At 65.1% G+C, this 20,614-nt stretch carries 18 protein-coding genes; 9 read left to right on the top strand and 9 right to left on the bottom strand.

The features are described from left to right. Nucleotides 1-4: 4 nt before the first annotated feature. Nucleotides 5-274, bottom strand: a complete 270-nt coding sequence (locus tag SB771_RS21050) for a hypothetical protein (RefSeq protein ID WP_175661143.1) — start codon at nucleotides 272-274, stop codon at nucleotides 5-7. A gap of 642 nt (nucleotides 275-916) precedes the next feature. Between SB771_RS21050 and SB771_RS21045 the strand changes: the two genes are divergently transcribed. Then, on the top strand, nucleotides 917-1,225 hold the full coding sequence (locus SB771_RS21045) for a hypothetical protein (protein ID WP_208446598.1): 309 nt from the start codon (nucleotides 917-919) through the stop codon (nucleotides 1,223-1,225). Between the two features lie 42 nt (nucleotides 1,226-1,267). Next, nucleotides 1,268-2,785, top strand: coding sequence for an OmpA family protein (locus SB771_RS21040; protein WP_175661144.1), 1,518 nt, complete (start codon nucleotides 1,268-1,270; stop codon nucleotides 2,783-2,785). A gap of 1,114 nt (nucleotides 2,786-3,899) precedes the next feature. Here SB771_RS21040 and SB771_RS21035 read toward each other — a convergent pair. After that, entirely contained in the window at nucleotides 3,900-5,300 is a 1,401-nt protein-coding gene (locus SB771_RS21035) for a hypothetical protein (RefSeq protein WP_175661145.1), read from the bottom strand. A gap of 417 nt (nucleotides 5,301-5,717) precedes the next feature. Next, nucleotides 5,718-6,689: an AraC family transcriptional regulator gene (locus tag SB771_RS21030; protein ID WP_175661146.1), complete on the bottom strand. Its 972-nt coding sequence runs from the start codon at nucleotides 6,687-6,689 to the stop codon at nucleotides 5,718-5,720. 94 nt (nucleotides 6,690-6,783) lie between these two features. Between SB771_RS21030 and SB771_RS21025 the strand changes: the two genes are divergently transcribed. Further along, nucleotides 6,784-7,617 carry an oxidoreductase gene (locus SB771_RS21025; RefSeq protein WP_175661147.1) on the top strand — a complete coding sequence of 278 codons (834 nt, stop codon included), beginning with the start codon at nucleotides 6,784-6,786 and terminating at the stop codon, nucleotides 7,615-7,617. 80 nt (nucleotides 7,618-7,697) lie between these two features. Here the strand turns inward: SB771_RS21025 and SB771_RS21020 are convergent, their stop codons facing one another. Beyond that, nucleotides 7,698-8,072: a VOC family protein gene (locus SB771_RS21020; RefSeq protein WP_410721815.1), complete on the bottom strand. Its 375-nt coding sequence runs from the start codon at nucleotides 8,070-8,072 to the stop codon at nucleotides 7,698-7,700. Nucleotides 8,073-8,317: 245 nt separating this feature from the next. On the opposite strand from SB771_RS21020, the gene SB771_RS21015 reads away from it, so the two are divergent. After that, on the top strand, nucleotides 8,318-9,154 hold the full coding sequence (locus SB771_RS21015; RefSeq protein ID WP_105832324.1) for an alpha/beta fold hydrolase: 837 nt from the start codon (nucleotides 8,318-8,320) through the stop codon (nucleotides 9,152-9,154). A gap of 81 nt (nucleotides 9,155-9,235) precedes the next feature. Here the strand turns inward: SB771_RS21015 and SB771_RS21010 are convergent, their stop codons facing one another. Together SB771_RS21010 and SB771_RS21005 are read right to left on the bottom strand one after the other, a co-directional pair. Continuing rightward, the gene (locus tag SB771_RS21010; protein WP_175661148.1) at nucleotides 9,236-9,943 is read right to left on the bottom strand and encodes a DUF3142 domain-containing protein; all 708 of its coding nucleotides are present in this window, start codon (nucleotides 9,941-9,943) and stop codon (nucleotides 9,236-9,238) included. Between the two features lie 7 nt (nucleotides 9,944-9,950). Continuing rightward, entirely contained in the window at nucleotides 9,951-12,122 is a 2,172-nt protein-coding gene (locus tag SB771_RS21005; RefSeq protein ID WP_175661149.1) for a hypothetical protein, read from the bottom strand. A gap of 401 nt (nucleotides 12,123-12,523) precedes the next feature. Here SB771_RS21005 and SB771_RS21000 point away from each other — a divergent pair, with 401 nt between their 5' ends. From SB771_RS21000 to SB771_RS20990, 3 genes are all read left to right on the top strand, one after another. Then, nucleotides 12,524-14,029 carry a hypothetical protein gene (locus SB771_RS21000; protein ID WP_175661150.1) on the top strand — a complete coding sequence of 502 codons (1,506 nt, stop codon included), beginning with the start codon at nucleotides 12,524-12,526 and terminating at the stop codon, nucleotides 14,027-14,029. 31 nt (nucleotides 14,030-14,060) lie between these two features. Next, complete coding sequence (locus SB771_RS20995) at nucleotides 14,061-14,387, top strand: hypothetical protein (protein ID WP_006759169.1); 327 nt, start codon at nucleotides 14,061-14,063, stop codon at nucleotides 14,385-14,387. A gap of 146 nt (nucleotides 14,388-14,533) precedes the next feature. Next, nucleotides 14,534-15,586 (top strand): AraC family transcriptional regulator, encoded by a 1,053-nt coding sequence (locus SB771_RS20990; protein WP_175661151.1) that lies wholly within the window; start codon nucleotides 14,534-14,536, stop codon nucleotides 15,584-15,586. 42 nt (nucleotides 15,587-15,628) lie between these two features. Here the strand turns inward: SB771_RS20990 and SB771_RS20985 are convergent, their stop codons facing one another. Both SB771_RS20985 and SB771_RS20980 read right to left on the bottom strand, forming a co-directional pair. Further along, nucleotides 15,629-17,041: a 3-deoxy-D-arabino-heptulosonate 7-phosphate synthase gene (locus SB771_RS20985; protein WP_175661152.1), complete on the bottom strand. Its 1,413-nt coding sequence runs from the start codon at nucleotides 17,039-17,041 to the stop codon at nucleotides 15,629-15,631. Between the two features lie 281 nt (nucleotides 17,042-17,322). Beyond that, complete coding sequence (locus SB771_RS20980) at nucleotides 17,323-18,084, bottom strand: 2-keto-4-pentenoate hydratase (protein ID WP_175661153.1); 762 nt, start codon at nucleotides 18,082-18,084, stop codon at nucleotides 17,323-17,325. 265 nt (nucleotides 18,085-18,349) lie between these two features. Between SB771_RS20980 and SB771_RS20975 the strand changes: the two genes are divergently transcribed. Together SB771_RS20975 and SB771_RS20970 are read left to right on the top strand one after the other, a co-directional pair. After that, the gene (locus tag SB771_RS20975; protein ID WP_175661154.1) at nucleotides 18,350-18,829 is read left to right on the top strand and encodes a universal stress protein; all 480 of its coding nucleotides are present in this window, start codon (nucleotides 18,350-18,352) and stop codon (nucleotides 18,827-18,829) included. Nucleotides 18,830-18,843: 14 nt separating this feature from the next. Beyond that, nucleotides 18,844-19,035 (top strand): DUF2964 family protein, encoded by a 192-nt coding sequence (locus SB771_RS20970; protein ID WP_011660611.1) that lies wholly within the window; start codon nucleotides 18,844-18,846, stop codon nucleotides 19,033-19,035. A gap of 106 nt (nucleotides 19,036-19,141) precedes the next feature. Here SB771_RS20970 and SB771_RS20965 read toward each other — a convergent pair whose 3' ends face one another. Continuing rightward, entirely contained in the window at nucleotides 19,142-20,332 is a 1,191-nt protein-coding gene (locus SB771_RS20965) for a tetratricopeptide repeat protein (protein WP_175661155.1), read from the bottom strand. Nucleotides 20,333-20,614: the final 282 nt, after the last annotated feature.

The following is a 20,614-nucleotide window of genomic DNA, read 5'->3' as shown; positions in this document are numbered from 1 at the left end:
GCGACTACTTTTGTTGCACCGTAGGGCTGCGAGCGATGAGCGAAGTGATATAGCCGGAGTCGTCGAGCAGGACTGTGATCGGGCCGATAAGGTTCGCCAAGCTCAGGCTGAGTATTGGCATGAATATTTTCGTGGCCAGATCGGCGTTCGCGAAAAGATGATCTCCAAGACTGTTCCCATTTTCATCAACGAATGAAACGAACGTGTTGTTCGGCGACCCACTTGGGGATGCATTGAGTTCGGAAACGTAGGCGTTCTGCAATGTCGTCGTCATGTCTTCACCCGAAAGATGACTGCATGTTGGATATCGAAGGCGCGTCTGGTGTACGCGTCGTGAAATTCAAATATTGGGAAGGGTACGAACTTCGCCTGCACACCCTCGCCGGCACTCTCGTGAAGTCTTTCCAAGGCCGATCAGCTGAATGTTTTTTAGATTCGCCGTTCTACATGCTAGGTACGGGTTAACTTGTTTTAAATCGATATTAGAACAACTGACACATATGCCGATACCTGTCAGTTCTCGCAGGAAGAAATCGGCGACGGCTGCACCACGCGGAAATCTTCGTTTCTTCCCGCCATGATAGGCTCGCCCTGGGCGCGCGAAGCGTAGGCCGAAATAGAGTCATCGCGTTTTTGGACTCGACTACGGTCGGCGCCTTTGCGCGGGCAACATTCGATGACAGTTGCCTGGATGGCGATGCCCGCACCGCGTCGTGGTGCGTGGCGCTATTTCTGCTCGCTGCGGGATGTCACCGGCATACCTCCCGCGAGGCATTCGGGTACGAGCAGGAGCGAGGACTCCGAGCGCTTGTCGAACAGTGTCCTGATCCGATCGTTCGCTACGACCGGCAGGGGGCGCCGTGTCTACACAAACGCGGCACATGCACGTGCGACGGGCGCGTGGGCCGAGCCGCGAATGCCGGCCGCCGGCTTTTCCGAGAACTTCCTTCAGAACCTGGATGTCCAGCGACTGCTCTGCCACCAACCGCTTGAGTTGCTGATTTTCCTCTTCCAACTACCGCAATCGTCGTGCTTCGGAGACATCCATGCCGCCGTAGCGACTACGCCAGTCAATGGTATGGACTGCTCCGGCAGGCGTATCGTAACTGCTGGCGTTCCCGTTCATAGGAGTATCGTCATGGACACCGTCCGCTTCCTTGCCATAGATCTCGCGAAGAATGTCTTTCAGCTGGACGTCGCGACAACGTTTACGCCGCTTATTTGATTAATGTAACCGTTTTCTCACAACCAAAGACCTCTTAACCACATGCGAAAGACTAAAAAAAATAGCCGAATTGGGGTGTTCGGAGTAAAGTCAAAAATTAAATCTAGCGATAAGCCATCACTAAAGGAGCAATGGGAAACGTATAACACCATCGCGTCACTGTTTTACAAGATTTCCGCAGCGATCGGCGCAATTGTCGTATTCGCTTACCTGTTTGAAATCGGATTCTTCCCGGCAGGCCTGACTGCGGCGGAAGTCATCTTTTTCGTTTTTGTGGCAATGGGCTTCGGCCTCGTCTACCTGATGCTGCTCGGCTTTGGTGCGGTATCGGCAATATGGCTGGTCAACCTGATAGTCTGGTTTCGGAATAGCCTTCGTTTCAGACGTCGGCGTGGAATGACGGGGTGGAGATCCTGGAGTATTCCGAAAAATTGGCAAATAAGGCGACTTCATCATGTCAGATTCCGCAGCACACGCCTTTCAAGGCGCGGCTTCCACCCGCTGCACCCAGAGCTGAGGCGCGTAGCCTACACGGCCGTCTCGATTCTGCTATTTATTTTTTTAGTGTCCCTTACGCTGACTACACGTGCGAGTTCTGTGCAGCGATTGATGGTGGGAATTTTCGTTGGCGGATTCATCTCCCTCGCTTTTTCTAACCCTGACACCGGGAGGGTAAAAAATCGTCCGTCGAAGAAAGATTACTGGACTTCGACGCGGTTTCGCCTGCTTCTCGCAGTGGTGATGCCACTCGTCATGCTAATTACGCTTCGTGGCGCAATGGGTCTTGTTCACGTTGTATTTCAGCAACTCGGTATCCGGATGATGAATGTTAGCGTTGAAGTCCCAGCCACCGAACTGAAGTCGGTGCAACGAATTTCTGATGCGTTGAATCGCCCCGTTCTAGACTGCCATCGGTCGGGCAAAGAGGACAGGCTTCTGATCCATCATGTGAATGTGCTTTGGACTGGCGTTGGCAGTACTACGTACCTTTCGTTCGTAGAGGACAATCCGGTGCACCCTGGATGGTTCGCGCCTGACCCGAAGCCATTGCAAGAGGCGATGCTCAGACTGGACACCAGCTCGGTACACATCCTTGAAGCAAGGCCTCCCCTGAAGCCATGCTTTGATCTGCCGAACGATATGCTGTTTGGGACGGCAAAGTACGAACTCGCGCCGGAGGCGGATACCACGCTAAAAGCACTTGTGTCTTCGATACAGGCCGATGATCCGGTTGCGCGGATCGTCGTGCGAGGACACAGCGATTCGCGCCATATCGGCGGTCAGATGGAACGCGAGGTGGGTGATAACCAGCGGCTCTCGGAGCGGCGGGCGGAAACCGTCGCTGCGGAGCTGAAGAAGCTGTTTAACAGCCCGGGACTCGACATTACCGCGGAGGGAGCGGGCAGTCGTGAACCGAAGGTGATCTGCCCGGTTGGAACTGCGACGACGCCTTATGAAGCGCAGCAGTGCAACGCCCCCAACCGTCGTGTCGAGATCCGCATTACGTATGCGGCAAATCCAAATCCCGTCGGAGGTCAAGCGCAGAAGAATCAACATTGAGTGGCTGTTCGGTGGCAGCGACTGTCTCAGGTGATCCTGGCTGTTCGCTGCCTTCGTGGGTAAAGAGTGGCGCACAGGCTACTTTTTCTCCGTAGCATTGCCGATCGGAAGCGCGTGGGCATGACAATGGTGAGCGTCGCGGGCTCACGAATCCCGGCGGATCCTCATGTGAGCCGCGCACTCGGCCTCGCTATGCGCGACGTAGTGGTCACTACCGGGCTGCGTAGACGGCTCGTCGCTCGGCACTTGGCCACATTGGATCGTCAGTTCGTACATGCTTCCTCCAAGTCATACTGCCCGTCGCAGTGTTGTGCTGATCGAGGCCCAAGATTCCGGCGTCCCGTCGTACTGGGTTTCGTCGAGTCGGCGGGCTGCGCTTCGCAGGTGCCGCTGTTCCCTGAGTTCATCGTCCCGCGAACGGACGAGCGACGGCCGGCGCCGGGTCGAGGAGAAAGGGCGGGGAGTGGGGCGGGAGGGAGCGAAGCGGACGACACGACCCCGGGTGCCTTGACGCGGCAGAGACCGGCGCTATGGTCGCGGAACAAGGACGACGAATTCAGGGAACGGAGATCTCGGAAGAGCCAGCTCGCGACGGGGCGGAACGCCGAGCGGCGAAGCTGAAGGAGATTAGGCGCCGGAGGTGCGGTTCACCATCGGCACCAAATCGACGGATATAGGAGCTTGTCCACTTCAAATTCAACGGTGCGAAGCGCAATCGACGCGTTCTACATGGGGGCACCGGGCACTTGATTGCGCATCGGTCCGCACACCAGCGGCTACATACCTACACGATTTCAACCATGCTCACTCCTTGTCACCGATCGGCTTTCCCGCCGCAGCCCCCTTCACGTTACCTATTCGACCTGTCGACGAACTAGTCACAAGGGCCTTAAAGCACTTGCCTGACCCCGTACATTTCTGTGGGGCATCAGAGGTTGACGCGCTATCTGCGGGTGCTGACACTGTGGATGTCGCAGATGCTGCGGAAGCTGGTTGACCTTGAGGCACCGTCTGCGACCAGCCCGCTACGGAAAGAGAGCACATCACCGTAACGAAGCCCCAGCGCATGACACGTTGCTTGGGGAATGTTTTACCTGAATGCGGCATGATCTCCTCACTTGGCCTGATTGGCCGGTGCGTGGTCGGTATCTGGATCTAAACCACCGATAGAGCGCATTGCAACGTATCGGTAACCAACCGCGATAGGCCGTTCGAATGTCTGAACAAGAGTGATTCCCCGCTCACTGATACTTCCGATGCTGAATGTGGAGCCAGGAACGGCTGATGAACCCAGCGACTGATTCAGTGTTTGCAGTGATGCGAGCAATGACGCTACCTGGCTTTGGATCGACTGCGTATCGCCATGATTTTGCTTGTCTGTTGCCACCGGCACGCTCGCGCCGGTTGGAGCCGACGTTTCCTGAGGTGCAGAAGCTGCATCCGGACTTGAGCCGGCCATGGAAGGCAATGCCGCCTTCTTCGCATCGGCTGGCTGCGAACCTCCATTTCCACTCGCGGCCTTTCCAGATCCCGCAGCCAGCAAACCTAGCAAGGCTTGCTGGTTAGACACGGCTTTCGCTAAAAGCACCGAAACCGATCCGGAAGCATCAGTTGCACTCGCATTCTCATAGGTGTAGTCAATGCTTCTGGCAAGGTACAGCCGGGTAACCATCGCAACTGCCGAGTACTTTGGTCCCGCGTCGCCGGTGAGCGTAGCCAACTCGCTTTCGACGTAACGATGATCGCAGATCGGCCCAGTATTATCATCGTGACAAAAATTGTAGAGCGCCAACTTCGCGTCAGAGCTTAGGATCCCATACGTCTCTGCGCCTCTCACTGAAATTGTCACCTTGTCATCATTTGAGTGTGAGGCACCAAACACGATATTGAAAAATCTCAACGGCACGGACGTTCCGAATGACTGGAGATTTCCACGTGCCAGCGTAAATCCCGGAAACGCAACGAGCGGAAGCTTCGTGAGCACTTTTGTCGGCGCAAAGACACTCCGGGGTGGCGGAGTCGCATCACGAGCCACAACGCCGGCTGCCGAGGGCGCCTGAGCCTTCTTCGTTTTTTCGTTCAGCGATTTTGGCGCTAAGGTCTGCGAATCTGATGCTGGTTCAGCATTCCCGATCTTGACCAGCGCGCCCGCTTCCTGCTGTCGCCAAATTGCGTTGTTGGATGGTGGATCAGTTGTTTCCGGAAAGACAGGAAGTGCAGAATAGTAATCCTCGAGCTCCCGGTTCATTGGGACGTACGCCAATTTCACGGACGCCCATAATTCTCCGCCATAGCGGTCGTGTGGCGGAGCTTTGGAACCATATGGATCAGTCGCAAGCCCGTAGACATCTCCAACGTGGACATCCTCAGTCGGCGGATAGATGGGCTTGATGTTGTACGTGTTCATCGACATAGCCCATTGCTTGGACAGCCACGCGGGATCGTATGGCTGTTGTGTGCACGCCGACGTCAATACCACTCCCGCGGTGGTGACCATCGCATTTCGGATTCGCATTTCGTTTTCCTTGTTCTTTCGCGAAAAAGCCACACCCCTGGTGGCTCGTCATTATTTGATAGGTGCCCACAAAATTTGTTGCAAGGGCTTAATTGGACCAATCCGCAAACCGCGTCCGTACGGAGCACATGGCGCACACATTGTCCGTGTCCTCGGACAGCTTGGGCCAGACGTCCGAGCCGCCGTTACCTAGCCGTAGGCAACATTTCGTAACGGGATGCGGCAGCGTCGCCCCCTCTCTACATCGATGCCTCGACCGCGGCATCATGCTAGCCAATTCGCGTGCCGCAGAGCTGGACGTGTCAATTGCCGAGGATGGTGAATGCGCTGCGGTGAGCGGCGCTGAAAATCGAAACTGGACGGGAGGCCAGCGCTGGGGTCGCGTCGGGCGCCCCTCGCGCAACGGGCTGCGGCACGTCAATGCGACGACACATACACCGCATCGTCGAATGCCGCCGGAATCGCGAACTGCGCGCGCATGCGCTTCGTCTCCTGCGCGGGCGTGAGCCCGAACAGCCGCTTGAATTCCCGGCTGAACTGCGACGGGCTCGTATAGCCGACCGCATAACCGGCCGCCTCCGCGGTCAGGTCCTGACGCACCATCAAGAGGCGTGCCTGATGCAGTCGCGTCGACTTCAAATACTGCATCGGCGACACCTGCGTGATCGCCTTGAAGTGGCTGTGGAAGCTCGGCACGCTCATCCCGGCCTCACCGGCCAGTCGCGACACGTCGAGCGCCTGCGCGTAGTCGGCGTGGATCACGCGCAGCGCGCGGCCGATCCGGCCGAACTGGCCGCGCATCGCCAGCGCGTTTCTCATCGCGCTGCCCTGCGCGCCGGTGAGCACGCGGAAATACAGCTCGCGCAGCAGCCCCTGGCCGAGCACCGCCGCTTCGAGCGGCCGATGCATCGCCTCGACGAAACGCAGCACGCTCGCCTGCATCGCTTCATCCATCGGCGTCGACATCATGCTCCGCGGCGCCTGCACGGGCTCCGCGATCCCCGCGCGATCGATCTGCGCGGCCAGTTCCGCGGCCATCGGGAAATCGAGGTGCAGATACAGCGCGAGCAGCGGGTGCTCCGCCGTCGCGTCGGTTTCCATGCTGAACGGCACGGGCACCGACACCGCCAGATAGTGATCCTCGTCGTACAGATAGCGTTCGCCGCCGAAATAGCCGCGCTTGCGGCCCTGGCACACGATCACGATGCCGGGGTCGTACAACACCGGCGTGCGCGACAGCGCGCGGTTCGAACGCAGGATGCGCACGCTCGGCAGCGCGGTCAGGTTGTAGCCTTCGTCGGGCGCCAACGCGTGCAGCAACGCGATCAGGCGTTGGCGGCCGCGCGCGGGGAGCGACGGCGATCGGGGCGAGGAGGGCGCGGCGCTCATAGTTTTGTGCAAGAAAATCAGCAGAATCTGGCTTATTTGGCGTAGATCGTCAGACTAGTATGCATGCTTCGATCGACATTTGGGAGAAGCTCACATGGCATCCGGCAACCTCATGCTCATCACCGGCGTCAGCAGCGGCTTCGGCCGCGCGCTCGCGCAGGAAGCGCTGGCCGCGGGTCATACGGTGGTCGGCACCGTCAGAAGTGAAGCGGCGAGGCAGGCGTTCGAAGCGCTGTCCCCGCATGCGGCGATCGGGCGCGTGCTCGACGTGACCGACTTCGAGCGCATCGACGGCGTCGTCGCGGACATCGAGACGAACGTCGGCCCCGTCGACGTGCTGGTGAACAACGCCGGCTACGGGCACGAAGGCATCCTGGAGGAGTCGCCGCTGTCGGAGATGCGCCGGCAGTTCGACGTGAACGTGTTCGGCGCGGTCGCGATGATGAAGGCCGTCGTGCCGTTCATGCGCGAGCGCCGGCGCGGCCGCATTCTGAACATCACGTCGATGGGCGGCCACATCACGATGCCGGGCATCGCGTATTACTGCGGCAGCAAGTTCGCGCTGGAAGGGATTTCGGAAACGCTCGGCAAGGAGTTGGAGCCGTTCGGCATCGCGGTGACTGCCGTTGCGCCGGGCTCGTTCCGCACCGACTGGGCTGGCCGTTCGATGACGCGCACGCCGCGCTCGATCGCCGATTACGACGCGATCTTCGATCCGATCCGCCAGGCGCGCGAGGAGAAAAGCGGCCGGCAATTGGGCGATCCCGCGAAGGCCGCGCGCGCGATGCTCGCGGTCATTGCGGCGGACCGTCCGCCGGCCCATCTGCTGCTCGGCAGCGATGCGCTGCGGCTCGTGCGCGCCAAATGGGCGGCGCTGGAAGACGAGATGCGCGCGTGGGAGGCGGTGACCGTGTCGACGGACGGTTGAAGGGCAATGGCTCGCGTGTGACGCATCCGCGGTTGGCTGCGTGGCGCGCGGATGCAGTCAATCGTGGCACGATCGAACGATCAGGCCTCGGGACGCGAGCAAACGGCTTCGATGTTGTGCCCGTCCGGACCGATGACGAACGCCGCATAGTAGTGCGCGTGGTACTGCGGGCGCAGGCCGGGTGCGCCGTTGTCCTTGCCGCCGGCCGCGAGCGCCGCGCGGTGGAACGCGTCGACCTGCGCGCGCGTGTCGGCCGCGAATGCGAGGTGAAGATGGGCCGGCTTCTCGTCGGTCTGGAACAGGCACAGCGTCGGCTTGCCCGGCACGCCGAGTTCGACGCCGTAGGTCGGCACGCCTTTGTCGAGGACCGCCACGCCGAGCGGTTCGAGTGCGTGGAGAAAGAACGCCTTGCTGGCTGCGTAGTCGCTGACACCGAATTTGACGTGATCGAACATGAATGTCCCTGAAGTGAGTGGGGCTGCACGGCGGATCCGACGCGATATTGCCATACGGCGGGGCGGCCCGCCGGGCCTCGTTCATGCCGGATTCAGTTCGTTTCATGACAGGGTCGCGGTTTTCCGTTACAACGCCTAAGTGCCGCATCGATCGGCGCGGTGTGCCGCCGCGCCGCGGTTCGTGCCGACACCCGCCCGGGTGCCCGGCCGGCACGCGTTCATCTACCCCAAAGGAGCCTGCAGCCATGCCTTACATCACCACGAAGGACAACGTCGAGATCTTCTACAAGGACTGGGGCGCGAAGGATGCACAGCCGATCGTGTTCCACCATGGCTGGCCGCTGTCGTCCGACGATTGGGACGCCCAGATGCTGTTCTTCGTCCAGAAAGGCTATCGCGTGATCGCGCACGACCGCCGCGGGCACGGCCGCTCGGCGCAGGTATCCGACGGCCACGACATGGATCACTACGCGGCGGATGCGTTCGCGGTGGCCGAGGCGCTCGACCTGCGCAACGCAGTGCACATCGGTCACTCGACCGGCGGCGGCGAGGTCGCGCGCTACGTGGCCCGGCACGGCGAGCCGGCCGGCCGCGTCGCGAAGGCAGTGCTGGTCAGCGCGGTGCCGCCGCTGATGCTGAAGACGGACGCGAACCCGGAAGGCCTGCCGCTCGAGGTGTTCGACGGCTTCCGCAAGGCGCTCGCCGACAATCGCGCGCAGTTCTTCGTCGATGTGCCGAGCGGCCCGTTCTACGGCTTCAACCGGCCCGGCGCGACGGTGCACCAGGGCGTGATCCAGAACTGGTGGCGCCAGGGCATGATCGGCAGCGCGAAGGCGCACTACGACGGGATCAAGGCCTTCTCGGAAACGGACCAGACCGAGGACCTGAAGGCGATCACCGTGCCGACGCTCGTGCTGCACGGCGAGGACGACCAGATCGTGCCGATCGCGGATGCCGCGCTGAAGTCGATCAAGCTGCTGAAGAACGGTTCGCTGAAAACCTATCCGGGCTACTCGCACGGGATGCTGACGATCAACGCGGACGTGCTCAACGCCGACCTGCTGGCTTTCGTGCAGTCGTAACGGTGTAAGCGGTGCATGCCCGCTTCGGCGGGCTGCGACGCCGATGTGCGGGCGGGATGGCGGCCACCGCGTTTTCGCCCGCTAGTCGTTGCGTAGAAATACGACGTAGCCGCGGAACCACGGATTCGCGGCGAGGTACGGCGGCGCGTCCCACTCGCCGCCCTGGATCACGCCGATGCGAAACGGCAGCTGCAGCCGCGCGACGCGCGGCAGGTAGGCCGCATGGTCGGGAATCGTGCTGCGCCCCTGGTAGGTCTGCACGACCACTTCATCGACGACCCCCCTGAGCTGGTTGACCTGGTCGGTATCGATGCGGCTGCTCCAGTCGAGCAGCCCCGTGATGCTCAGCCGGCAATCGGCGGGCAGCGTGTCGCGCAGCGTCCGCAGAAATTCGAGGTAGTCCTGCAGATGCCGCGTGCGCGCGTCGAAGTCGATCTGGATACCGGTGATCGTGCGGCCCGACGCCCGCCAGCGCTCGAGCTGCGCGAGCATGATCCGCGTCACGCGCGGCGTCCAGCGCAGCGTATGCGCACGATAGACGAGCCACACCCGCGCATTCGGCGCGGGCGGCAGCGCGACGCCCTGAGCGATGACGCGTACCTGCGACTCGTCGCGCGGCGACGCTTCGATCTGCCCTTGCAGCACGTACAGCGTGCGCGCGCCGCTGACGACCGGCTGCGGCTTCACGCCGGCCCACAGCCAGAACGCGTCGTACCGCGCGGCATCGACGGTGCCGGCCAGCGCGACGCGGCAGGCCAGCAGCAGCGCGACACACGCGATGCGCTTCACGCGGCGCTCACCAGTAGTAGCGGAGCTTCTGCGCCCACGGCGTGCCCGGATAGGCGGTTTTCAGCGTGTCGAACCAGCGCTTGCGCACGTTCTTCGGCACGTCCTTGCCGCCGCATTCGTTGGTGCCGCCCGGCGCATAGCACTTGATCGAGCGATAGAGCGCGTACGCGCGGTCGTTCGGGCTGGCCTGCGCATCGGCGATCACGGTCACGTAGCTCGACATCCGCTCGTACGGCTTGCCCGCGAACTGCGACGGCGCGCCGCCGAGCGTCGGCGGCACGCGTGCGGCGGCGGCCGCCGACGCGTTGCGCATCCACGGCGGCACCGCGTCGCCTTCGAGGCCGGCCGCGGGCGGATGAAGGCGCACGAAATCGGCGAGGCAGTTCAGCCCTTTCGCATCGGCGGGATTCTGCTGCAGCGCCGCGGCGATCTCGCGCGCGGACGGGCACACGTAGCCGTCGTCGTTTCGGGCGCCCGATGCGATGAACGGTTTCAACGGAGCGGCGGGCGCGCCGGATACCAGCGCGGTATCGGCGATGAAATCGGCGTAGTGCGCGCGCGTGAGCTCCTTGTACAGCAGCGTGTACAGCGCGGTGTCGCGCAGCGCACCGCCGCTCGCCTGGTTCTGCGCCTGCGTGCGCAGCAGGTCCGCATTGGCCGTGTGCTGCAGCAGGACGGCCCGGATCGCGGCGTTTTGCACGAGCGAATCGTCGGCGAACACGTCGTTGACGAGCCCGGCCTGCTCCAGGTTGATCGCGAGCGCGAGTTCCAGCGCCTCGCGCTGGAAGCGCAATTTCGCGAGCGGGATCAGGTCGCGCCACAGCTGGCGTGCCTTGTCGCCCTGGCCGCTATCCTCCAGCGCGAACGCGCGCAGCGCCTGCTGGCTCAGGCCGAAGTAGTCGAGCGGCGCGGCGGGCGTGGACGGCAGCAACGCGAGCGCGGCATCGGGCTTGCGCCCGATCTGCACATACCAGGTGGCAAGCAGGTAGTCGTACAGCGCGGGCGCGTTCGCGAAGCGCGGTTTCTGCGCCTGCAGGTCGTCCAGCGTCAGCGGCTTGCCGCGGCTCGACTCGCTGTTTTCCGGCGTACGCATGCGCAGCAGGTCGACGGTCGCGAGCACGGTCGGCGACTGGATCTGGCGCGCGTCGAGTTCCGATCCGAACAGCAGCTTGCTGTCGAGTTCGTTCGCCAGCTGGATCAGCGGCACGTTCGACGTCGCCGGCGACCAGCGCGCGAGCGCGTGACCGTAGAGGTCGGCCTGCTGTGCGACGTCCCCGCCGAGCCACGCGACGCGCCGCAGCAGCCCGTTGGCGGAAACCGCATAGCGCCCCTGCGGATACACCTTCAGGTAAGTGCGAAACACGGTGTTCGCGGCGTCGAGCGACACCTTCGTGACGCGCGCGCGCGACGGCGTCGGGCTGTCGTTGTCGAATGCGTTGGCCTGCGCGGCGTTCAGTTGCGCGCGCCCGGCCATATAGAGGCCGGTTTCCTTCAGCCACGGGTTCGCGCTGTGCGATGCGCTCGCGAAGGCGCGCGTCGCGGCGTGGAAGTCGGCGCGGTAGAACGCGTTCGTGCCGTCGAGGTATGCGGCGAACTGCTGGCCGAGCGGCGACTTGACCGGCGGCTTCGTCCACGCGGCGCTTGCGCCGCCCGCCGCACAGGTTTTCTGCGCGATGTCGGCGCGCGCCGCGCGCAGGCGGGCGGCTTCGTCGGGGGGAAGGCCGCCGGCACCGTCCAGTGCGTCGTTGAACGCGTCCGCGCCAGCGTCCTTGCTGCGACAGATGCTGCCTTCGCCGTCGGCGTACCGGTTCGACGGCGCATCGGCGTCCGCTGCGCCGCCGGCCGGGTCGGGCGCCTTCTGGCCGATATCGATCCACCCGGAAAAATCCATCGGGAACGGCACGATCATCTGGCTGATCCGGTCTTTCGGCGGGATGGTCTTCGGGTCCGGAAACACCCGCGCGACCTTGGCGCTGTCGACCATCATCAGCATCGCGTTGATGCGCGTGTCGTTGGCGGGGCTCAGCATCGGCACGTTGCCGCACGAGTACGTACCCTGGCGGAGCGTGGGCGGCACGTTGCAGCTGTCGTCCGAGCTGGCGTGGGCGGCGGGCAGGCAAAGCAGGCTGGTCGCCAGTGCGGCGAGCAGGTTTCGGTTCAGCGTCGGGTTTCTCGGCATTTTTCTTGTACTAGGTGGGGCCGCGAGGGCCGGTTCTCTCAGCGGGCATTTCGCCTCGGCGCGTATCGTACCTCACGAGCCGGTTCGGTCGCCGGCCCGGCGAGATGGAAGTCCACTCACTGTAGACGCAACGCCACCTTGAATCCGGAGCGCATGAATTAAGATGCAGCCGGCAGTGACGGACATCCGGCGATCGACGACAAGCCGTCGTCTTCGCTGTCCGACGGGGGTGGTCTGCAGAAGCGCGCGACGGAATCGATCCTGACGGGGACATGAAACGGCGCCGCGTTGCATGCCTATTCAATAGTATTGCTAATCGATCGGCCGACCGACGCAATGCGGCGGCGTTTCGGCCAACGGCAGACGAGAGCATGCCGGAAAAAGAAAACAAGAGGATTCCGATGAAACCCATCACATGGTTGGTCATGTCAGCCGTTCTCGCGCTGAGCGCATGCGGCGGCGACGACGTCGCCACGAACGGCGGCGCGTCGTCGGCGGCGCCGGGCAATCCCGGTTCGCCGTCCGGGACGACACCGCCCGGCGGCGGTTCGAGCGGCGGCCCGACGGGCGGCGGCACCGCGCAGCCGCAGGCCGGCTGGTCGACGGCCGTCGCGGTGGACGGCAAGGGACCGGAAGGCGACCCCAGCGTGACGATCGATGCGAGCGGCAATGCGCTCGCCACTTGGATGACCCTTGGCCCGGCCGGCGCGAACGGCGACGAAATGTGGGGTGCGCGCTATGTCCCGGGCTCGGGGTGGGCCAGCGCGACGCGGCTCGACACGAGCGACGGTTCGCACTCGATGAATGGGCTGACCGGCGTTCAGCCGCAACTGGTCGGCAACGCGAGCGGGCAAGCGGTCGCGTTCTGGACGGAATGGATGCCGGGCCCCAACACGTACGCACTGTGGGCGCGCCCGTACAGCCCGGTTACCGGATGGGGCGTGCCGCTCGAGCTGGCGGCGGACATGGCCGGTTCGTCCTATACGGCCGGGATCGACAGCCAGGGCAACGCGCTCGTTGCCTGGACGCAATCGATCAGCCTGCTCGATACGCGCATCGCATGGACACGCTATACGCAGGCGGGACAGTGGTCGCCGACGACGCTGATCCAGATGCCGGTGCAGACCGGGCCCGGCGCGGTGACCGGCGATACCGACAACGTGAGGCCGATGCTGTCGGTGCTGCCGTCCGGCCGCGCGGTGCTCGCATGGCGGCAGACCAACCATACGAAGTCGGCGCTGTGGACGGCGACCTACGACGCGACCAACGGCTGGACCGACGTCAACCAGGCCGTCTCGAACTCGAGCCTGTTCGCGACGATCATCTCGCCGGTGGCCGGCATGGACGCGAAGGGCAACATCACGCTGCTCTGGGGGCAGCTCGACGTGACGGGCGGCCAGATCCTCACGGCGACGATGTCGCAACGCTACGTGGCCGGCACCGGGTGGCAGCCCGCGCAGCCCGTCGCGCCGGCGATCGCGGAGCCGACGGGGTTCATCGCGACGCCGATGCTGACCGTCAACGAAAACGGCGTGGCCGCCGCGATGTGGGCTGAAGGCGGCGCCGTCCTGCAGGCGAGCGTGTCCGATGCGAGCGGCAACTGGGGGCCGCTGCAGCGGCTGACGGAGCACCTGAACGGGGCGGCCGCCCAGTATCCGCCGCTGGTGATCGACGCGGCCGGCAACGTGACGGCCGCATGGCAGGACACGGGCTTGCCGGGCGCGTCGGCCGTCATCGCGGCCACCTACCGGAAAGGGGCGTGGAGCGCGTCGACGGTGGCGGCGCAGAGCGCATCGTGGCCGGCGCTCGCCGTCAACGGCACGGGGTCGATGGCGCTCATCTGGCAGTCGTATGTCGCGAGTATCGGCAGCCAGCTGCAGTCCAGTTTCTATACCCCGGGCACGTAATCGCGTTGCGCGGGAAACCGAAGGAGAAGTGATGAAGAAAACCATGCATTGCACCGTACGGACCGCGCTGGGCGCCGCGGTCGCCGGCCTCGTGCTGTCCGCGTGCGGCACGACGCAGATGAACATGGTCGACGTGCAGACGTCGACCGCGAAGACGCTCGGGCTCGCGTCGTCCGACGAGATCACCATCGCCAACGTGCAGTACGGGAAGAAGGACGGGCTGGGCGGCCAGAAGGTGAGTTACAACGCGACGACGGGCAAGGGCCGGCGTTTCGGCTGTACGGTGTTCATGATTCCGGGGCTCACGCCGATCGATCGGCCGACGTACAACAACTGGGAGTGCCATCCGCAACGCTGATGGCTGCGATCACGACGACGCCCGCCGCAGGGCGTCGGTCGACCGCTTGTGGACGATATGCCGCGCCGGCCCTCGCGCCGGCGCAATTTGGTCCGATAATCGACGAACCGATTCATTCCTTCCCGTCGGCTCGATAAAAAACTGTCATGGATCAAGCGGCATTCGTCCCTGTTTTCAAGTTTCGCACGACCGATTATCCCGAGCCGGACCGGTTCCACGTCTGGGTCAAGGACATGCTGTGCGACTACCGGCTGGATGACCCCGGCGGCCACGGCCCGTTCGACGCGCAAGCGAGCGGCGCCGCGCTCGGCCCGCTGATCCTGTCGGGCCGGCAATGGCGCTCGCGCGCGCCCACCTATACGGTTCACCGGACCACCCGGCGGATCCGGCTCGACGGACAGGATTCGATCCGCTTCACGCTGCTGCTCGGCGGCCGGCTCGCGAGCCATACCGGCGGCCCCGAGCTGATCAAGCGCGCCGGCGACGTGTTCGTGTACGACGTCGCGCAGATCAACGACTGCCGGGTCGACGCCGGCGACGTGATCAGCCTGGTCGTGCCCAGATACCTGCTGCCGAGCCATGCGGCGCGGGCGCACGGGCAGACGCTGACGAGCGGCGTGGGCCGCCTGGTCGGCGACCAGATGCTGTCGCTGTTCCGGAATCTGCCGGACCTGCGCATGCACGACGTGCCGAGCGTCGTGCAATCGTTGTTGCTGCTGCTGGCGGCGGCGGTGGCGCCGAGCGCACAGGCACTCGACGACGCGCGCGGCCCGATCGACAACGCGCTGGTCGAGCGCGTGCGGCGCTACATCGACATGCACCTGCTGGAACCCGACCTGACGCCCGAGCGGATCTGCCGGGACATCGGCGTGTCGCGGGCACGGCTCTATCAGCTGTTCAAGGAAGAGGGCGGCGTGATGCGGCAGATCACGCGCAGGCGCTTGCGTCACGCATACCACGTGCTGGGCGATCCGCAGCGCCGGCATCGGCGCATCGCGGAAATCGCGTGGGCGCACGGCTTTCCCGACGAGAAGTATTTCCACCGGCTGTTCAAGGCCGAGTTCGGCCATACGCCGAAGGAAACGCTCGAGTGTGCGGCCGCGCCGGTGCTGCTGCCGTGCGATGCGGCCGACGATCGATGGGGCGACGGCGGCCGGCTGGCGGGATGGACGCTGCCGTTCGGCGTGCTCACCAACTGAGCGGGCAGCACGTTGCGCTCGTGCGGCGGCTCGCCTCGAGCATCACGCGCACGCGCTGCTCGCGACGCCGCCTTCGTCTGCGTCGTCGATCGCGGCGCGCAAGTCGTCGATTGCCACCATCAGTTCGCGCACCTGCCGCAACGACGGGTATTGATGCAGCACCGCATGCCATTGCGGCTGCGTCAGCAGCGCCTGCCAGATCACGCCGAGGCCGGCCGGATCGGCATCGGGCTGCCGCGCGAGCGCGCTCGCGTATTCGAGGCTCGCCTGCGCCGACAGCAACTGCATCCGGCTCGCGGCGCCCAGCAAGCGCGGCGTCGTGTCCGCGGACGCATCGCAGCAATAGAGTACTTCCCGCTGCAGCGCCGCGGCGTCGGTCGTCAATGCGCGCAGCGACGCGCCGTGCACGCGCACCGTGCCCTGGTGCGTCTCGAACGAATAGATCGTGTCCGCGTCGGCCTGCGCGAGCAGGTTCAGGCCGCGCAGCAGTCGCGGCAAATCGGTCGTCGCGGCATCCGCCGACGCCTTCGCCTCGACGAGGAAGCGCACGTTCCACACGGGCACCGCTTCGTCACCGCGCGTGCGTTCGAGCAGGATCGCATCCCATTCGGTCTTCGCGCGGTCGTGGCGGCCCGGTATCGATGACGGCACGCGCATCGACGTGACCACGCGGTACGTGCGCCGCTCGTCCAGCGCGTCGAGCCGGCGGGCCAGTGCGTCGAGCGCCTGCGCGGCCAGCGCTTCGACGGCCGCGCCGCGCTGCTGGGACGCGACGCCCTGCGCGACGGCCACCGTGCTGCCTTCGAGCGGACCTTGCCGGACCCACAGTGCGCGGTATCGACGGACGTGCTCGTCCGATGCCAGCGCGTCGAGACGCAGCAGGCGTTCGAGCGCGGCACCGTCCTTCAACTTCACGATGTCCTGCTCGAAAGCGGTGTCGGTCGCCATGCCGGGCAGCGCGAGCAACTGCTCCAGCGTGGCATGGAGCTCGCTCCACGATCCGGACGTTGCGGCCGCATGCAACCGCGCGAGCCCGTCGCGTTGCCACGCCTGCGCGCTGCGCTCGAGTTTGGCCGGGTGCGCGATCGCGTTGACGGCCGAGTGCAGCGCGCGCCGGTCCTGCTCGGCGTGCGCGTGCAGCGATGCGTATTCGCGCACGCTCGGCGCGTCGTGCCGCAGGACCGACGCCTGAAACGCGTGATCGCCGGCATGCGGATCCATCGCAGCGCGGATCATGTGCGCAAGGGCATCGATGAAGCGCTGCCGCAGCGCCGTGCCGGGAGACCGGCCGTCGGCCAGCATCCGGCGTGCGTCCTCGATCACACGCGCAAGGATGGCCGCCGGGTTCGCGGCATCGGCCGGCGTCGGCGCGCCGTCGAACGGCGGCAGTTGATAGCGGCGCGTGACGGCGAGCAGGATTTCGTCGAGCAGGGCGGGCAGCGGTGTCAGCGACATGGCGTATGGGCGTGAAAGCGGTTCGCGTGCCGGCGGTTCGAACCGCGGGCGACGATGTGCAACGTTATCACGCCGGACCGGACGAAGCCGGCCGGCGGACCACGCAACGCGCGCGGCCGGGCATGCAGCCGGCGGTGGCCCGCCGCCAACCCGCCGTCGTGGATCGGCTTCAGCTCGTGACGCCGTCGACGTCGTGCGCAGCGTGCTGCACGTTCACCAGGATCGCCGGGCCGCGTCGACGCGGCCTTCACGCCAGCCCGGGCAGCGGCGCCCGCGCCAGGTTACGCCGTCAGCGTCACCGACAGGCTGCCGAGCTCGCCAAAGCGCACGGTCAGCACGTCGCCGAGCGGCACGTCGATCGCGCCCGCATACGAGCCGGTCGTCACGATCTGGCCGGCGCGTGCGCCGTCACCGCGCGACGCGAGGAAATTCACCAGCCATACGAGCGGCTTGAGCGGATCGCCGTCCGGATGGCGGCCGTCGATCGTGCGATTCAGTGCGCCCTCGAACGACAGCGCGAGCGTCTCGAGCGGCACGTTCAGCCCGTCCGGCACGACGGGACCCACGCACAGCCCCTGGTTGAATTGCCCGTCGGCGAGCAGTTCGAACTTCGACGCGCGCGCGGGCTCCGCATAGCGGCAGCCCAATACCTCGAGCACGATGCGCACTTCGCGGATCGCGCCGCGCACGTCGTTCTCGTCGTAAGGCTGCGCGCGGGCCGGCAGGTCGCGCGCGAGCACGAACGCGATTTCCGGCTCGATCCGCACGATCGGGCCGCCGACGACGCGGTACGGCGCATCGGCTTCGCGGATCGTCGACGCGAAGATCGGCGCGACGATCACGCGGTCGGGCGGCGGCAATGCGCATTTCCATCCGCCGATCGTTTCGCCGAGCAGATCGGCGACGCGATGCTGGATCGCGAGCGCGGTGTCGACGTTCTCGGGGCGGAAGGCGTCGGGCAGCAGCGGGCCGGGCGCGCCGGCATGGCGGGCGGCGACGAGATGCTGGGCGGCGCCGTCCACGCGTTCGGTAGTCGTTGTCATGTCGGTTGAGCGAGTTGAAAGTGAACCGGCAAAAAGGGGCCGGACGAAGATCGCAGCTCTGATGATAGCGCCTTCGGCGGGCTGGCTGCTCGGTCGCGCGGCGCGGCCGCAGGCCCGGCACGCCGATTTCTCCGCGTGGCGCTTTGCCGCACGACGGGCTTCGGACGGACCTTGATCGCCGTCAACCCTCGAACCCGCGGTCCGCCGATGATGGGGGCATGGCCGCGCGCGACCGCTCGCGGCAACTCACCCCAGCGAGGTTCGTATGTACAAGAAGATCATGGTGGCCATCGACGGCAGCGCTTCGTCGAAACAGGCGCTTGCCGAGGCCGTGAAGATGGCAGTGGCGGCCGATACGCACGTCAGCGTCGTGTACGTGGTCGACAAGTCGGTGCTGTTTACGTACGCGGGCCGCTTCGATCCGCATGCGCTCATCGAGGAAATCCGCGACGACGGGCGCAAGGTGCTGCGTGAAGCCGAACAGATCATCGCGCTGGCCGGCGCGAAGGGCGAGGGCGAACTCGTCGAGACCGAGACCATCGGCGAGGACATCGCGGAACGCCTGCAGCGTTACGTGAAGGAGTGCGGCATCGAGCTCGCGGTGGTCGGCACGCACGGGCGACGCGGCATCCGGCGCGTGCTGCTCGGCAGCGTCGCCGAGCGCTTCGTGCGCGGCGCGACGTGCCCGGTGCTGCTGGTTCGCGGCGACGACGGCGACGTGCCGGCGTCCGCCGCGGCAGCCTGACGCGGGGGCGCGCGATGATACGTCGCCAGTCCCGGATCGTCGTCGCGACGATCGCCGTGTTCCTGTCGCTCGCGGGGATGATGGCCGTCGTGACCGGGCTGCTGTTCGACCAGGCGATCGCGCTGCGCGGCGGTGCGATCGCGTTGATCGTCGGCGTGGCCGGTTTCGTCGTGATGCTCAACCCGGGGCCCAAGGGCGAAGGGTGAGGCGGGGAAGACGCCGGTCTTCCCTTAACGGCGCGTGCCGGCGCCCGGCAGTGACCGCCGGGGCCCGACGATCACTGCCTGCCGCGTGCGGCGGGCCCGTGACGTGTCACGTGCCCGTCGTACCCGACGCCGACGCACCGGCCTCGGCAGGCTTCTCCTGCACATTCAGCCGCTTCAACGTTTCCGCCAGCTCCGTGTTCTTCGGCTGAATCTTCCTCGCCTGCGCGAACGCATCGCGCGCTTCATCCTGTCGGCCCAGCTTCCACAACACCTCGCCCTTGTGCGTCACGCCGGTCGCCCACGCTTCGCGCGTGTCGCTGTCGCCGTCACCATTTTTCTCGAAGATCGCGATCGAGCGGTCGAACCACGTGAGCGCTTCGTCGTTGCGGCCCAGCCGATACAGCGCCCAACCCTTGCTGTCGAGCGCATACGCATCGTCGGGCGATTTCGCGAGATGCGCGTCGATCATCGCGAGCCCGCGATCGACGGCGACGCCCGCGTCGACCAACCGATAGCCGGTGTCGTTCAGGCGGTCGTCGGGGATCTCGCCGAGATCGAGCACGGCGGCCACGCGGCCGGCGTCGCGTTCTTCGGTCGCGAGCGACAGCAGCTTGATGACGATCTGCTGGCGCAACTCGCTGCCGATCCGGTCGCCGTTGGCGACCAGGCTGCCGAGGTATTGCGTGTACAGGTCCGGCGAACCCGGTTCGTTCGCGCTGTTCGCAATCGCCGCGCCAGGGCCCGCGCACCAGTCGGTGTCGGCCGAATCACCCAGCATCCCGGTGTACAGATTGACGGTGCGCGGCGTGCGTGATTGTGCGTAGTACGTGTAGCCGTTCGCGTCCGAGTGGCCGCACGCCAGATATTCGTGCTCCACGTCCAGCAGATACGGGAAGCCGCGCAGCGGCGCGTCGCCGCCCGCATTGACGAGCCGGAACGATTCGCCCAGGTCGCCGTCGCCGATGACCGGGTTGAACACCCACTGCTTCTGCGGATGCGATTTCGGCAGCCGGATCCGCACGGTGCGGCCGGCGTCGTCCGTCGTGCCGAATACGACGCTGTCGTGCTGGCCCGGCTTGACCGGCAGGCCCGCGATGACCTGCCCCGGCAGGAACAGCCGGTAGCGCGCATTCGGCAGCGGCTGGTGCGTGACCGGGTCGCGCAGCACGAACTGATGGACGTAAGCGCCTTTGCCGAGCGACGTCGTCGGCGCGAGGTAGGTGCGGGCGTGAGCGGCGGGCAGCGTGGCGCAGCCGATCACGGCGGCAATGCATGCGGTGAAAAGGCGTGATGTCATGAAATGCGGTTCTTATAGGTAAAGGTGTTATTGACCGACGGCCGGTAAACCTTCGAATGCGTTGCGCAGTCTTCTATAAACAACGTGCTGCGGGCCGGCGATCGCCCGACGGGAATCGCCGTTCATTCAATGCCATTCGAGGCGGATTGCGCCCGACCGATCCACGGGGAAGCGGACGAGCAGGCGCAGCGGAGCGCCCGCGCGCAGCATAACAGGTGGTGCCGCTCAAGCGCCCTGTTTGCGACTGTTTCGGGCGGATGAACGGTATCGTGATTTGTATCA

This window comes from Burkholderia sp. SIMBA_051, assembly GCF_046534915.1.
Lineage (GTDB): Bacteria > Pseudomonadota > Gammaproteobacteria > Burkholderiales > Burkholderiaceae > Burkholderia > Burkholderia ambifaria.
The sequence above is the reverse complement of the archived record's forward strand: the minus strand, read 5'-3'. Positions and strand labels throughout refer to the sequence as shown.

What these genes read in the sequence shown, in the direction of transcription:
- SB771_RS21005 (WP_175661149.1), bottom strand. Translation starts at nt 12,122, where the DNA reads ATGCCGAGAAACCCGACGCTGAACCGAAACCTGCTCGCCGCACTGGCG.
- SB771_RS21035 (WP_175661145.1), bottom strand. Translation starts at nt 5,300, where the DNA reads ATGCGAATCCGAAATGCGATGGTCACCACCGCGGGAGTGGTATTGACG.
- SB771_RS20980 (WP_175661153.1), bottom strand. Translation starts at nt 18,084, where the DNA reads ATGACAACGACTACCGAACGCGTGGACGGCGCCGCCCAGCATCTCGTC.
- SB771_RS21025 (WP_175661147.1), top strand. Translation starts at nt 6,784, where the DNA reads ATGGCATCCGGCAACCTCATGCTCATCACCGGCGTCAGCAGCGGCTTC.
- SB771_RS21030 (WP_175661146.1), bottom strand. Translation starts at nt 6,689, where the DNA reads ATGAGCGCCGCGCCCTCCTCGCCCCGATCGCCGTCGCTCCCCGCGCGC.
- SB771_RS21045 (WP_208446598.1), top strand. Translation starts at nt 917, where the DNA reads ATGCCGGCCGCCGGCTTTTCCGAGAACTTCCTTCAGAACCTGGATGTC.
- SB771_RS21050 (WP_175661143.1), bottom strand. Translation starts at nt 274, where the DNA reads ATGACGACGACATTGCAGAACGCCTACGTTTCCGAACTCAATGCATCC.
- SB771_RS21020 (WP_410721815.1), bottom strand. Translation starts at nt 8,072, where the DNA reads ATGTTCGATCACGTCAAATTCGGTGTCAGCGACTACGCAGCCAGCAAG.
- SB771_RS20985 (WP_175661152.1), bottom strand. Translation starts at nt 17,041, where the DNA reads ATGTCGCTGACACCGCTGCCCGCCCTGCTCGACGAAATCCTGCTCGCC.
- SB771_RS21015 (WP_105832324.1), top strand. Translation starts at nt 8,318, where the DNA reads ATGCCTTACATCACCACGAAGGACAACGTCGAGATCTTCTACAAGGAC.
- SB771_RS21000 (WP_175661150.1), top strand. Translation starts at nt 12,524, where the DNA reads ATGAAACCCATCACATGGTTGGTCATGTCAGCCGTTCTCGCGCTGAGC.
- SB771_RS20975 (WP_175661154.1), top strand. Translation starts at nt 18,350, where the DNA reads ATGTACAAGAAGATCATGGTGGCCATCGACGGCAGCGCTTCGTCGAAA.
- SB771_RS20965 (WP_175661155.1), bottom strand. Translation starts at nt 20,332, where the DNA reads ATGACATCACGCCTTTTCACCGCATGCATTGCCGCCGTGATCGGCTGC.
- SB771_RS20970 (WP_011660611.1), top strand. Translation starts at nt 18,844, where the DNA reads ATGATACGTCGCCAGTCCCGGATCGTCGTCGCGACGATCGCCGTGTTC.
- SB771_RS20995 (WP_006759169.1), top strand. Translation starts at nt 14,061, where the DNA reads ATGAAGAAAACCATGCATTGCACCGTACGGACCGCGCTGGGCGCCGCG.
- SB771_RS20990 (WP_175661151.1), top strand. Translation starts at nt 14,534, where the DNA reads ATGGATCAAGCGGCATTCGTCCCTGTTTTCAAGTTTCGCACGACCGAT.
- SB771_RS21040 (WP_175661144.1), top strand. Translation starts at nt 1,268, where the DNA reads ATGCGAAAGACTAAAAAAAATAGCCGAATTGGGGTGTTCGGAGTAAAG.